Raw genomic sequence first — 12,790 nt, forward strand, 5'->3', positions numbered from 1 at the left:
CGGTCCTTCGGTTCAGTTCACCGGTTCGGGCGATCGAGGCACTCGAAAGCCCTAATGGCGGTGGCGTAATTCCTTTTCGTGTGACTTTCATATGACTGTGTGTCAGTAATGCGCGGGCATGGCGCGTTACGTGAGAGTGGAGAAAGGAGCAGGCATGGCCCCACAGCAGCGAACCGCACGGTCCCGACGGCTGGCCGTTGTCGCGGCAGCGGTCGCGGCGTCGGCGGTTCTGGCGTCCGGACCTGGATTCGCCGCGGGCGCGGGGGTGGTGCGGGTCGCCGATCCTCCCGCTCCCACCCCGACCGTCCCGCGGCCCGCGGTGGTCGAACCGGCGCCCGCGGCACCCGAACCGGCCGCCTCCGTGCAGACGGCGACCACCCTGCCGACCACGGCGCCCCTGCCGTCCGTCGCACCGGTCGCACCGGTGACGCCGGTGACGCCGGCTCAGCCCCCGGCGCAGACCCCCGTCCCGTCCACCGTCCCGTCCACCGAGCCGTCCACCGCGCCGTCCACCGCGCCGACGGAGGCCGCGGCCTCCGCCTTCGGCGCCTACCTCGACTACGGCCCCCGGGGCGTGGCCCGGATCGCCGAGCTCAGCGAGTGGCTGGGCGGCGCGGAGCTGCGCGTCGGCCACACCTACCTGCCGGGCGACCGGTGGCGCAACATCGCGGGCGCGCCCAGCTTCCTCGACGTGTGGGCGAAGTGGCGGCTGGAGCGGGAAGACCGGATGTTCGTCCTCAACGTGCCCATGCTGGAGCGCAACGAGGAGGGCGTCTCCGACGCCGAGGTGCGCCGGCTGCTGCGGCAGGGCGCGGCCGGGGAGTTCGACCACCACTACCGGGCTCTCGCCGAGCGGCTGGTCGCGCTGAAGGTGCCGGACACGGTGATCGTGCTCGGCTGGGAGATGAACGGCATCACGTACACCCATCGGTGCGGGCCGGACCCGGAGGCCTGGAAGAAGTACTGGAACAGGATCGTCTCCACGATGCGTTCGGTGCCGGGTCAGAAATTCAAGTTCGACTTCACGCCGAGCCGCGGCAAGGACGCCATTCCCTGGACCCAGTGCTATCCGGGGGACGACACGGTCGACATCCTCGGAATGGACTCCTACGACCAGCCGACCGGTCTGTCCTTCGACGAGCAGGTGAAAGAACCCTACGGGCTCCAGGCGCACGTGGACTTCGCCAAAGCGCACGGCAAGCCCATTTCCTACCCGGAATGGGGACTCTTCCGTAACGGTGACAACGCCGAATACATGCGGCGCATGCTCGCGTGGATGGACGAGCACAAACCGCTGTACAACACGGTGACCGACTACTGCCCGCACGGGGTGTGGCAGTGCAAGCAGAACCCGCTGTCGTCCGCGGTCTACCGTTCGCTCCTGTCCGGCCGCACCGACGAGCCGGGCACGACTCCGACGACCCCGACGATCCCGACGCCCTCCGTGGAGCCGACGACACCGATGCCCACGAAGGAGCCCGTCAAGGAGCCCGTCAAGGAGCCCATGCCCGAGCCCGGCGTCGAAACCCAGGCGAACTGCCTGCCGATGGACCTCGGCGACTGGGTCGAGTACTGGCTCGGCGGCAAGCTGTGCCTCCGCCTGGACTGGTGGTCGCGCAGCGGGTGAACCGCGGTGCGGTGGCGGCAGGCCCGCGTCAGGACCTGCCGCCACCGGCCCGCTCCTTCCGCTGCTCCAGCCGGAGCAGCAGCTCCTTGCCGCGCCGCCGCGCGGCCACGTCGCACAGCGCCGCCGACAGCAGCGGCGCGGTGCGCCGGCGGGCCAGCAGCAGCCGCTGGTTGACGACCGGTTCGGGCCGCCAGTGGTGCTTGTAGGGCTCGTTGCCGCGCAGCAGGCTCAGCGCGGCGAGCCCGCCGCCCCGGGTGTGCTCGGCGCACGCGTCGAGCAGCATCACCGCCACGTCCGCCTTGCGCTCGCGCAGCTGCGGATGGGCGCCGTAGAGGTAGCCCCCGGCCAGCCGCCGCGACAGCAGGGTCAGATCGACGGCCACGACGTCGTCGTCCAGCCGGAACTCGGTGACCACCGCGTTGCCGGAGCGGACCATCGGGCCGACCGAGCGCACCAGGTGCTCGCAGAACCGGGGCAGCAGGTGTTCGCCCGTCACCTTCCGGCCCTGCCACTGCAGCTGGTGCAGTTCCAGCAGCCGCCGCAGCGCCGGGTCGACCTCCTCCGGGCGCACGACCTGCCGTTGCACGCCCAGCGCGGTGAGTTTGCGCAGCTTGGCGCGCACGCGCTGGGCCTTCGCCGAGGGCAGCCGGGCCAGCAGCTCGTCCATCGGGACGGCGGGCAGCTCCAGGCACACCGAGTCGTTCACCCGCCGCCGCGGCCCGTGCCACCGCTCGTAGACCTGCTCCACCGCGCCGCCCGGGCGCACTTCGCGGAAGTCGATCAGCGCGGTGCGGGCGGCCGCCGCGAGGCCCTCGGTGAGCGCGGCGACGGCCCGCTCGCCGTGTTCGTCGTCGACGAGGACGTCCCCGTAGTCGGAGATCGCCCCGCCGAGCGGCACGAGCGCGGGCAGCGGACGGCGGACGGCCGTCAGGGGGGCGGCGGCGACGAGTTCGGCGCCGTCGCGGACCAGCAGCAGCCGCAGTCGGCCGGGCCTGCCGTACGAGAGCCACCACGAGTGCAGCCAGGCGTGGCTCTGGAACGGGGTGGCCGTCGCGCACCTCTGGTACAGCCGGCCCCAGGCGGGTGCGAGGGCGGCGAATGCCTGTTCGTCGGTGACGACCTCGGCCGTGAACGTCGGCTTCACAGCGCTCCGTGGGCTTCGGCGGCGAGGGCCGGGCCGGGGACGGCGGCGGGGCGCACGGTCTCCTCCTCGCGGGCCCGCCGCGGTCGTGTCAGCAGCGCCAGCCCGCCGAGCAGCCCGCCCGCGCTCGCCCCCACCAGAGCGGTCACCGTCGGGGACGCCGAGGACGGCGCGGTCGGCCGCACGGCGCGCGCGAACTGCTGGAGCTCGACGTTGGTGGCGGCCCGGGAGCTCTTGGCGTGCTGGGTCAGCGAGCGGGAGACCGCGTTGGCCATGTCGGCGGCCAGGTCGGCGCGGGTGGAGGTCGCCGTGATGGCGACCATCGGGGCGTCCGGCGAGGTCGCCGTCTGCACGTTTCGCCGGAGCGTGTTCACCGGCACGCCCGCCCAGACCTGCGCGTCCCCGAGCACCGCGAGCTGGGTGGCGACCCGGCCGTAGGCCTGCGCGAAGCCGAGCGCGGACGCCGGGTCGGACTTCGCGGTCGGGACGGCGACGACATAGGCGGTGGCCGAGTAGACGGGCGCCTTGACGGTTCCGTACGCGCCGCCGAGCAGGCCGCCGGCGACGGCGCCGACCGCGAGCAGGGACCAGGGCGGGAGCGCCTTGGCACGGCGCAGCGCGGCGGCGGGACGGCGGGGGTTCTCGGTCATGGGGAACTGACTCCCTGAGGTGTCGGGGAAGCGGGGGACAGCCGGGGTGGTCCGGAGACGGCGGCCGCGTACACGTCCATGAGCTGGGCGGCGCTGCGGGCGATGTCGTAGTGGCGGGCGGCGCCCGGGGCGGTGCGCGGGCCGGGGGGCCGCGCGCGGGCCTCGGCCAGCGCGCGGACGAACGCCCGCGGTCCGCCGGTCACCCGGCGGGCGCCGGCCGGCTGCGCGGGCAGCTGTTCGATCGCGGGGCAGGAGGCGTAGAGCACGGGCAGTCCCGAGGCCAGCGCCTCCACGACCGCCAGACCGAAGGTCTCCTCGGGGGACGGGGAGACGAACAGGTCCATGGCGCAGACCAGGGAGGGCAGGTCGGGGCCGGGGGTGCCGTCGGCGACGTAGGGGCGTTCGCCGGTGAACAGGACGCGGTCGGCGACGCCCGCCTCGTGCGCGAGGCGCCGCAGCACGTTCTCCTCGGGGCCCCCGCCCACCAGCAACAGCCAGTGGTCGTCGGGGAGTTGAGCCATGGCCTGGATGACGACGTCGAAGCGTTTGCCGGCGGTGAGGCGTCCGATGCCGCCGACGACGTAGGCGTCGTCCGGCAGTCCGAGGCGGCGCCGGGTGGTGCTGCGCGCGACCGGGTCGAAGCGGAAGCGGTCCAGGTCGATGCCGTTGGGGACGACCTCGATCCGGGGGGCCGGCACCCCCCAGTTCCGCAGCCGGTCGGCGACCGTCGGCGAGACGGCGACCGTGGTGCGGCCCAGCCGCTCGCTGGCCAGATAGAGCGCGCGGACCCCGGAGGTCAGCTTCCGCCCCTCCAACTGCGAGTCGCCCAGGGAGTGTTCGGTGGCCACGACCGCCCGGACCCCGGCGAGGCGCGCGGCGAGCCGGCCGTAGACGCAGGCCCGGTAGAGATGGGTGTGGACGAGGTCGTAGCCGCCGGAGCGGATGATCCGGACCAGGCGCGGCAGCGCGCCCAGATCGCGGTTGCCGGCCATGCCGAGGTGGACGACCCGGACCCCGTCCTCGGTCAGCCCGTCGGCCACCGACCCCGGGTTGGTCAGCGTCACCACATCGCAGTCCACCGGCAAGTGCCGCAGCAGCAGCCGCAGTTGCTGCTCGGCGCCGCCGACGCCCAGCCCCGTGATGATGTGCAGCGCCTTCACCGCAGCCCCTCGACGGGGCGCCGGCGCAAGGCGTGCAGCCGGTACTTGAGGAACAGGCGCAGCGTGTGGTCGTCCTGCCCGATGTGCACGCGCGGCAGGGCGTGCAGGCCGTTCAGCTCGCCGGGGTCGATCGCGCAGCCGTAGCGGTAACCGGCCTCGCGCACGGCGTCCATGGCCCGTCGGTCGATCGTCCCGTACGGGTAGCAGAAGCCGTCGATCTCGGTGCCGAGGAGTGCGGTGAGGGCCGCGCGGCTGTCGACCGTCTCCTTCTTGAGGGTGAGGTCGTCGGCCTTGGTGAGGTCGACATGGGTGAGGCCGTGCGAGCCGATCTCGACGCCCTCGTCGGCCGCGCGGCGGATGCCGTCGGCGGTCAGCAGGGGCTTGCGCGGGCCCAGCGGGTCCCAGGCGTTGTCGCCGCCGAGCCGCCCCGGCAGCACGAAGAGGGTGGCCGTGCAGCGGTGCCGGCGCAGCACGGGCAGGGCCTCGGTGAGGAAGTCGGCGTACCCGTCGTCGAAGGTCAGGCCGACCAGGTCGTGGCCCCGGCCCTCGGCGCGGGCGGCGAGCAGCCGGGACATGGAGACGCCGTGCAGTCCGCGCCGCCGCAGCCAGGTCAGCTGCTTGTCGAGTCGTTCGGGGGTGACCGTGATGCGGTAGGGGTCGTCGGTGCAGTCGTTCACGGAGTGGTACATCGCCACCCACGGGACGGAACTGCGTCTGCGGTTGTCAGGAGCGGCCATGGGAGTGCCTTCGGGTCGCGGAACGGAGGAAACGGAGTGCGGAGACGATGCCCTGGGCGCCTAGCGCGCGGCCGAGCAGCAGGAACACGACGGTCGCGGTGCAGCCCCCGGCGGCCAGACCGGCCAGGGGATCGGTGAACTGCGCGGCGGCCAGCGCCCCGACCGGGGTCGCGAACAGGGCCGCCCGCACCGGCCGGCTCAGCTCGCGCAGCACGCCCCGGACGCCGATCGGGACGCTGCGCGGACCCATCCCGGCCAGCAGCACCAGCGCGGTGACGGTGATGCCGATCGCGTTGGCGGCGGCGATCCCGTACACCCCCCAGGCGTCGACGCTCAGGGCGCCGATCCAGGTGGTGACGGCGATCCCGGTGGCCATCGCGCCCACCGGGTACCAGGAGCCGCGGCCCGCCGAGAAGTAGGAGCGGACCAGCGCGCCCACCATGGTCTGGCCGAGCAGCCCGAGCGCGTACACCCGCATCACGCCCGCCGTCGCCGCCGTGTCCCGTGCGGTGAACGCGCCGCGCTGGAAGAGCAGTTCGATCATCTGCGGCGCGCAGGCCACCACCGCGGCGGTGCCGAGCAGCACGATGCAGGCGGCCAGCGAAAGATCCCGCTCCACCCGGCTGCGGGCCCGCTCGGTGTCCCCTTCGGCCAGCGCCCGCGCGACCACCGGGAAGGTGACCGTGCAGACCATCACCGACAGGATCATCGGCATCTGCGCGACCTTCTGCGCGTAGTTGAGGTGCGAGATCGCCCCGGCCGGCAGATTCGAGGCGAGGAACCGCTCGACGAGGGTCTGGGACTGCCGGCACAGCGCGAACAGCAGGACGGTCGTGAGCAGCGCGGTGTCCAGCGGCCGGGGCTCCTCGACACCGAGCTCCACCCCGTCCGGCCCGCGCTTCTTCCTCAACTGCCCGATCAGTGAAGGTAGTTGGGCGAAGACCATCAGCAGTCCGCCGACCGCCACCCCGGCCGCCGCCGACCGCACCCCCCAGCGCCCGCCGAGCACGAACATCCCGGTGATGATGCCGACGTTGTAGGCGACGTAGATCGCCGCGGGCGCCACATACCGCCGGTGGGCGCGCAGGGCCGCGCTGCAGTACCCGGCGAGCCCGAAGCTCACCACGCAGGTCGCGGTGAGCCGGGTGCAGTCGACGGCGAGCGCGGGATCGGGCAGCCCGGGCGCGAGGACCGCGACCAGCTGGGGCGCGATGCCGATGAACAGGGCGCCGACCGCGACGAACGCCAGCGACAGCCGGGGCAGTGTGCCGGCCACCAGGGCCCGGACCGGGTCGCCGGGGGCGCCCTGGGCGCGGCGGGCCAGCGCCATGCTGAACGCCGGGATCAGCGCGAACGCCAGTCCGTCCTCGATCAGCAGCGTGGCCGCGAACTCGGGCACGGTCCAGGCGACGAGAAACGCGTCGGTGTCGCTGCCCGCCCCGAACAGCCGGGCCAGCGCCTGGTCCCGCACCAGCCCGAGGAACGCCCCGGCGACGGAGAGGGCGGCGGTGACGGCCGCGGCCTTGGCGAGGAAACCCCGTGATGCCGCGGGAAGGTCGCCGGCCTCCCCGGCGGCTTCCCCGGACGGTGCGGCCGGCCCGGCGGCCCGCGCCGACGGCACGGACACGGGTCCGTCCGCACGGGGTGTCCGAGGAGGCTTCACCGTCATCGCGCGAGCGCCCCCTCGCGCCCACCGCTGCTCCGGCCGCCGTCGGCACTGCCGCTCACCAGCGCCCACCAGGCCACGAGCCCGAAGACGACGGCGGTCAGGACGGTCGACGGCCCGCCGATGTCGGCGTACATGAAGTCGATCAGCTGCCAGCTCAGCAGCCCGCAGGCGACGAGCGCGCAGTCCAGACCGGGGCCGCCGTCCTTGACCCGCCACCAGCCCCGCAGTGCGCACACCAGCAGCGCCAGCCAGCCGCCCGCGAGGGCCAGCAGCCCGATCAGGCCCTGCTCGCCGAGGATCAGCAGATACATGTTGTGCGGGGACAGCAGCCGCTGCCGGACGAAGCCGGTGCCCGCGCCCGCGGTGTCGCTGCCGGAGGACAGCGCGAGCGACGCGTGCGCGTCCCGGTGCTCCGGGAAGCCCTTCAACCCGACGCCGGTGAGCGGCTGTTCGCGCCACATGCCGACCGCGGCCGCCCACATCGTGTACCGGTCGGTGACGGACTGATCGGGCGCGTCCGCGACCTGCGTGATGCTGCTGACGCGCTCCTGGAGCATCGCCGAGCCGACGCCGAACCCGCCCACCAGCACCACCCCGGACAGCGCGACCGCCGCGCCCAGCTTCAGCGCCCGCCGCAGCCCGGCCAGCGCCAGCTGAAGGGTGCAGGTCAGCGCGGTCGCGATCCACGCGCCCCGGCTGAAGGAGAGCGCCAGCGGCGCCAGCAGCGCGAGCGCGAAACCGGCGGCGATCGCCCGCTGCCGCAGGGAGGTCCGGCCGAGCGCCAGCCCGACCGCGCAGATCAGTCCGAAGGACACGACGGTCGCCATGCCCATCACGTCCTGCGGTCCGAAGGTGCCGACCGCCCGGATGTCCTCGCCCTGATAGGAGGCGCCGGTCCCGGTGACGAACTGGTGGACGCCGACCGCCCCCTGCCACGCCGCCAGCCCCACGAACGACCAGGCGAGCACCCGGAAGTCGGACCGGCCCCGGATCAGCAGCAGCACGGCCACCGGAACCAGCACGAACACCTGCAGATAGCGGCCGAGGCCGCCCAGCCCGGCCCCCGGCGAGGACGCGCCGAGCGCGGCGAGCGTGAGCCCGACGACCGGCAGGCCGAGCACCACCACCGCGGAACGCGACAGCCGACGCCCGGGGCGCCGCAGCTCCCGGACCACACACCACCCCACGACGAGCGCGGACAGCGCGTCGGCCGGTCCCGCGCCGCCCTCCCCGCCGGGCGAGGCGGGCAGCGCGAGCAGGGCGACGACGGCGACCACCGGCAGCACCGGCGACAGCGCCCGGGCCCGGGCGCGGGACAGCGGGAGGGGGAGCGGCGGGGGCGGAGCGAGGTGCGGGGGTGGGGCGAGGGTCATCGGTCGGTTCAGCTCCCGGTCGGTCGCACGAGGGCGGCCGCGGTGCGCAGCAGCAGGCACACGTCCTGCCACAGCGACCAGTTGTCGATGTAGGCGTTGTCGAAACGGGCCCGGTCCTCGATCGAGGTGTCGCCGCGCAGCCCGTGCACCTGGGCGAGGCCGGTGATACCGGTCCGCATCCGGTGCCGGGCCGCGTATCCGGGGTAGGTCTGGCTGAACTGGCCGACGAAGAAGGGGCGTTCGGGCCGCGGCCCGACCAGGCTCATGTCGCCGCACAGCACGTTCCACAGCTGGAGCAGCTCGTCCAGCGAGAACCGGCGCAGGAAGCGGCAGAAGGGGCTCATCTCCCGCTCGCCGGCCACGCTCCAGCGGGTCGCCGCCTCGTGCTCGTCGACCGGGCGGTGGGTACGGAACTTCAGCAGCGTGAAGGGCCTGCCGTCCTTGCCGATGCGCTCCTGGCGGAACACCACCCCCGGCCCGTCGGACAGCCGCAGCGCCACCGCGCACACCAGCAGCAGCGGGCTGACCAGCAGCAGCAGCGTCCCGGAGACGGCGATGTCCAGCAGCCGCTTGCCCAGGCTGCCCCGGCGCCGGGCGCCCAGGTCGAGGCGTCGGCAGGAGAACCCGGCGAGCTGCTCGCGGCTCGTGTACGAGGGGGTGTCGGCGTCGATCTCCCACACCGTGCAGCCCGACTCGGCGAGCGCCCGCAGCAGCGGGCCCTGCCCGGTGCGCACGGCGGGATGGACGCACAGCACGTCCCGGACGCCGTTCTGGATGAGAGCCCGCTGCACCTCCTCACCCGTGGTCAGCACCGGCAGTCCGTCGGCGCCGTCGGGCTGTTCGGCCACGATGCCCACCGGCCGGACCCCGCACCGCGGGTGGCGCAGCACGGCGGCGGCCACCCGCTGGGCGGTTGCCGCGGGGCCGATGACGAGCGCGGCGCGCGGCCGGCGCAACAGCGCCCGGTGCCGCCGCAGATGGACGAGCGCGCGAGCGGCGCAGCCGGCCGCGGCCTGCGCCGCGCACCCGAGGAGCAGGGTGCGGGGCGACAGCGCGTGCGCCGGGCTCCACGCCGCCACGAGCGCCCCGAGCGCCAGCCAGGCCACCGCGATCCGGCCGCACACGAGGGGCAGTTCGTCCAGCACCCCCGCCACCGGGCGCGGGCGCTGGGGGCGCAGCAGTATCGTCGCCGCCACCAGCAGGGCCACCAGCAGCGGGCGGCGCTGCGCCCCGGTCAGGGCCAGCGCGCCGACGAAGGCGGCGAGGCCGTCGGCGAGCAGCAGCGGCACCGGCGACGCGGGCCGCGCCACGGGCCGCCGGGTGGGGAACCGGAATCCCGCTGCGCTCTCCCGCCGCGGAATGACCGACACGGGCGAGTATCCGGGCTGCGCGCCCGGAGCGGGCACGGTGCTTTCCGCAGTCACGAGTGGATGGACTCCCTGCACTCGGTGGGCGCGACGCGCGCCCCTTCCGTGGTCGTGAGCAGTTCGCGGTACACGCCCGCGACCGCCTCGGCCGCGCGCCGCACATCGTGCGTGGCCAGGACATGACGGCGTCCCTGGTGGCCGAGCGACTCGCGCAGCAGCGGGTCGAGCAGCAGTGCGGCGACGGCGTCGGCCAGCGCCGCCGGGTTCTCGGCGGGCACCAGACAGCGGGCCGCGAGCGCGCCCGGGAGGCTCTCCCGGGCGCCGTTCACATCGGTGACCACCACGGGCCGCCCGCAGGCCAGCGCCTCCAGCGGGGTCAGTGCCATGCCCTCCCAGCGGGAGGGGAGCACCACCAGATCGGCGGCCTGGTACCAGGGCGCGGCATCGGCGACGGCCCCGGCGAACAGCACCGACTCCGGTGCGCGGGCGCGCAGCCGCTCGCCGTCCGGCCCGTCGCCGACCAGCACCAGCCGGGCGCGGGGCGCCTTCGCGGTGACGGCGTCCCACGCGCGCAGCAGCACGTCCTGCCCCTTCTGCCGGCACAGCCGCCCCACGCACACCACCAGCGGGACGGCCGGGTCGAGCCCGGGGAGCAGGGCGGCCCGCACGGTGTCGACGGGAGCCGGGTGGAAGCGCTCGGGATCGATGCCGTTGGGGATGACGCTCCACCGCCCGGCGATCCCGGCCCGCAGCCCGGTGTCCCGCTCCGCCTCGCTGACACACACCACCCGGTGCGCCCAACGCGCCCCGAACCGCTCCCACTTGAGGGCCAGGGCGGCGGTCGTGCCGCCGACGGCCTCGAAGGACCAGGCGTGCGGCTGGAACACGGTCGGGATCCGTCCGCGCACCGCGAGCCGCCCGGCGAGACCGGCCTTCGCGCTGTGCGCGTGCACCAGGTCGGGGCGTACCTCGTCGAGCACGCGTACGAGCCGTCGTACCTCGCCGGGGACCGAGGGTCCCGGCGACCGGGTCGCCGCCCAGTGCCGTACGTCCGCTCCCAGGGACCGCAGGTCCCCGGCGAGCCGGCCGGCCGGGCAGGCGACGGTGACGTGCAGGCCGGCCGCGAGCTGGGCCCGCGCGAGGTCCGTCACGATCCGGGGGACCCCGCCGTCCACGGGCTGGGTGAGGTGCAGGACCCGGGGTCTGTCGTCGGGTTCTGGCTGGTGCATTGCGCGGTTTCCTCGCTCACGGTGGCGCTCGGGACGTGCGGGAACGCGCCTGACTACTTCTTTCGTGCGTCGACGGCGACGAAGAGCGCCCCGGCCCACGCCGCGTCCCGGTGGGAAACGAGCCGAACGGTCAGCTGGTCACCGCCGCGGCGCAAACCCCCGCCGAGATCGAACACGTCGGAGTCGTAGCCGAGGGTGTTGACGTACGCCGGTACACGCGCCGCCGGAGCCTCCCCCGGCTCGCTGATCGTGGAGTTCAACACATCGTCAGATGGATTGACCGGGTCTTTGAGCGCGACGGCGGCCCCGGCGCCGGTCGAGAGGGTGAACGAATCACCCGAACGGCCGCGGTCGCCGCGGTCGCCGTCGTAGGCGACGAGCCCGGCCCGGCCGCTCGCGTTTTTGGGGATGTCGAGGCCGCGCAGCCGCAGTTCCTTCCCGGCGGCGGCCGCGAGGGTGTCGAAGCCGTCCCAGACCGACAGGTCCCGCAGCGGCTCCGCCGCGTTCTCGTACGCCACGACCAGCGTCCAGCCGCCCCAGGCCCCGGCCGCCGACCTGCCCATGGCGACGTTGATCTGCGCGACCGTGTACAGCCCCCGGCCGCTCTCGCGCACCAGCTTCGTGACGTCCGCGGAGGCCTGGAAGGCGTCGGCGCCCTGGGCCACGCGGTGGCCGACGACCGTGTCCGCGAGCACCTCCTTGTACTCCCCGCCCGGCTCGGCGATCAGCACCCGCCCGTTGTCCTTCGGCGGCTTCTGCTCGCCGACGCGCAGGTTGCCGCCCCAGTACAGGCGCGCGTACGACACCCGCGCGTCCTGCGGCAGACGGACCTCGGCGCGGGAGGAGTTGTAGGTGTTCGGGTCGCTGTCGACGTCGACGTAGAACATGTCGAAGTCGCTGTTGGCGGCTGCCTTGCCCTGGCGCACGGAGGGGCAGGCGGGCGCCGCGCCGGCCGCCGGGGCGGCCCGGCAGCTGATGGCCGCGTTGGCCGCGCGGACGATCCCGCCGTGCTGTGTCGCGTGGTAGCGCTGCGCGAAGGCGAGGCGCTGGGCCTCGGCGGCGGGCGGCGCGACGCTCCGGTCGCCGGCCGCACGGGCGCCGGCCGGCGCCCCGAGCGAGGCGAGCGCGAGGACACCGATCGTCGCGCGGCGCAGCGACGGACCCAGGGAATTACGCATGAGCGGCGGTGCCCTTTCGTGCGATTTGCTGGCTATAAGCGTGGGTCGGACGGGGCGCAACTCTAGCCGGTATCAGGATTAATCCGGAGAAACCGGACAAGTGTGTCGGAATGGTGAAGCCGCACCTTCGGTGACATCACTCATTTGGCGGCACAACCCCGGTGAGTCCCGCGCGTTGACTTCAGCGCCGGGCATCCCCGCCCGGGTGTTTGTGTCAAAACCCCAAGGAGCACCTCTCCATGTCGCGTATCGCGAAGGGCCTGGTCCTGACCTCCGTTGCCGCCGCGGCCGTCGCCGGCGCCTCCGGCATCGCCGCCGCCGACAGTGACGCGAACGGCGTCGCCGCGCACTCCCCGGGCGTGCTGTCCGGCAACGCCATCCAGGTTCCGGTTCACATCCCGATCAACCTCTGCGGCAACACGATCAACGTGATCGGCCTGCTGAACCCGTCCTTCGGCAACACCTGCATCAACGACTGACGTCGCCTCCCCCAGAGGTCACGACACGTCATTCGCCGAACGGCCGCCCTCCCGCCAGGAGGGCGGCCGTTCGCGCTGTTCGGGGCGCTCCCCCGAACGGGGGATCGGGGCGCGACACGCTCGACGGGCCTTGACAGGCCACCCCACCAGCACGGATGCACGCAAGGCGAACACCTGTCC

The 12,790-nt window shown here is 74.0% G+C and carries 11 protein-coding genes; 2 read left to right on the forward strand and 9 right to left on the reverse strand.

Features of this window, described 5'->3' with window-relative positions:
* The first annotated feature begins 154 nt into the window (after positions 1 to 154).
* A complete protein-coding gene (locus tag ACWCPF_RS04275; protein ID WP_451043397.1) occupies positions 155 to 1,627 on the forward strand; it encodes a glycosyl hydrolase in 1,473 nt (490 codons plus the stop codon).
* A 28-nt stretch (positions 1,628 to 1,655) separates the two neighbouring features.
* Here the strand turns inward: ACWCPF_RS04275 and ACWCPF_RS04280 are convergent, their stop codons facing one another.
* The 9 genes from ACWCPF_RS04280 to ACWCPF_RS04320 are packed head-to-tail and all read right to left on the reverse strand — an operon-like array spanning position 1,656 to position 12,131.
* The gene (locus tag ACWCPF_RS04280) at positions 1,656 to 2,771 is read right to left on the reverse strand and encodes a GNAT family N-acetyltransferase (RefSeq protein ID WP_451043398.1); all 1,116 of its coding nucleotides are present in this window, start codon (positions 2,769 to 2,771) and stop codon (positions 1,656 to 1,658) included.
* Positions 2,768 to 3,418 (reverse strand): lipopolysaccharide biosynthesis protein, encoded by a 651-nt coding sequence (locus tag ACWCPF_RS04285; RefSeq protein ID WP_451043399.1) that lies wholly within the window; start codon positions 3,416 to 3,418, stop codon positions 2,768 to 2,770. Before ACWCPF_RS04285 ends, ACWCPF_RS04280 begins: the two co-directional genes overlap by 4 nt.
* A complete protein-coding gene (locus tag ACWCPF_RS04290; protein WP_451043400.1) occupies positions 3,415 to 4,578 on the reverse strand; it encodes a glycosyltransferase in 1,164 nt (387 codons plus the stop codon). Before ACWCPF_RS04290 ends, ACWCPF_RS04285 begins: the two co-directional genes overlap by 4 nt.
* The gene (locus ACWCPF_RS04295; RefSeq protein WP_451043401.1) at positions 4,575 to 5,315 is read right to left on the reverse strand and encodes a polysaccharide deacetylase family protein; all 741 of its coding nucleotides are present in this window, start codon (positions 5,313 to 5,315) and stop codon (positions 4,575 to 4,577) included. Before ACWCPF_RS04295 ends, ACWCPF_RS04290 begins: the two co-directional genes overlap by 4 nt.
* On the reverse strand, positions 5,302 to 6,984 hold the full coding sequence (gene murJ, locus ACWCPF_RS04300; protein WP_451043402.1) for a murein biosynthesis integral membrane protein MurJ: 1,683 nt from the start codon (positions 6,982 to 6,984) through the stop codon (positions 5,302 to 5,304). The genes ACWCPF_RS04295 and murJ overlap by 14 nt, the downstream gene beginning before the upstream one ends.
* The gene (locus ACWCPF_RS04305; RefSeq protein ID WP_451043403.1) at positions 6,981 to 8,357 is read right to left on the reverse strand and encodes an O-antigen ligase family protein; all 1,377 of its coding nucleotides are present in this window, start codon (positions 8,355 to 8,357) and stop codon (positions 6,981 to 6,983) included. The genes murJ and ACWCPF_RS04305 overlap by 4 nt, the downstream gene beginning before the upstream one ends.
* A gap of 8 nt (positions 8,358 to 8,365) precedes the next feature.
* On the reverse strand, positions 8,366 to 9,781 hold the full coding sequence (locus ACWCPF_RS04310) for an exopolysaccharide biosynthesis polyprenyl glycosylphosphotransferase (RefSeq protein ID WP_451043404.1): 1,416 nt from the start codon (positions 9,779 to 9,781) through the stop codon (positions 8,366 to 8,368).
* Positions 9,778 to 10,953 carry a glycosyltransferase gene (locus ACWCPF_RS04315; RefSeq protein ID WP_451043405.1) on the reverse strand — a complete coding sequence of 392 codons (1,176 nt, stop codon included), beginning with the start codon at positions 10,951 to 10,953 and terminating at the stop codon, positions 9,778 to 9,780. Before ACWCPF_RS04315 ends, ACWCPF_RS04310 begins: the two co-directional genes overlap by 4 nt.
* A gap of 53 nt (positions 10,954 to 11,006) precedes the next feature.
* On the reverse strand, positions 11,007 to 12,131 hold the full coding sequence (locus ACWCPF_RS04320; RefSeq protein ID WP_451043406.1) for a DUF3344 domain-containing protein: 1,125 nt from the start codon (positions 12,129 to 12,131) through the stop codon (positions 11,007 to 11,009).
* Positions 12,132 to 12,370: 239 nt separating this feature from the next.
* Between ACWCPF_RS04320 and ACWCPF_RS04325 the strand changes: the two genes are divergently transcribed.
* Complete coding sequence (locus ACWCPF_RS04325; RefSeq protein ID WP_451043407.1) at positions 12,371 to 12,610, forward strand: chaplin; 240 nt, start codon at positions 12,371 to 12,373, stop codon at positions 12,608 to 12,610.
* The last annotated feature ends 180 nt before the right edge of the window (positions 12,611 to 12,790 follow it).

The organism is Streptomyces sp. NPDC001858, from assembly GCF_053594615.1.

Bases quoted from the DNA above. Each gene is read 5' to 3' on its own strand.
- ACWCPF_RS04275 (WP_451043397.1), top strand. From the start codon at position 155: ATGGCCCCACAGCAGCGAACCGCACGGTCCCGACGGCTGGCCGTTGTC.
- ACWCPF_RS04285 (WP_451043399.1), bottom strand. From the start codon at position 3,418: ATGACCGAGAACCCCCGCCGTCCCGCCGCCGCGCTGCGCCGTGCCAAG.
- ACWCPF_RS04295 (WP_451043401.1), bottom strand. From the start codon at position 5,315: ATGGCCGCTCCTGACAACCGCAGACGCAGTTCCGTCCCGTGGGTGGCG.
- murJ (WP_451043402.1), bottom strand. From the start codon at position 6,984: ATGACGGTGAAGCCTCCTCGGACACCCCGTGCGGACGGACCCGTGTCC.
- ACWCPF_RS04305 (WP_451043403.1), bottom strand. From the start codon at position 8,357: ATGACCCTCGCCCCACCCCCGCACCTCGCTCCGCCCCCGCCGCTCCCC.
- ACWCPF_RS04315 (WP_451043405.1), bottom strand. From the start codon at position 10,953: ATGCACCAGCCAGAACCCGACGACAGACCCCGGGTCCTGCACCTCACC.
- ACWCPF_RS04320 (WP_451043406.1), bottom strand. From the start codon at position 12,131: ATGCGTAATTCCCTGGGTCCGTCGCTGCGCCGCGCGACGATCGGTGTC.
- ACWCPF_RS04325 (WP_451043407.1), top strand. From the start codon at position 12,371: ATGTCGCGTATCGCGAAGGGCCTGGTCCTGACCTCCGTTGCCGCCGCG.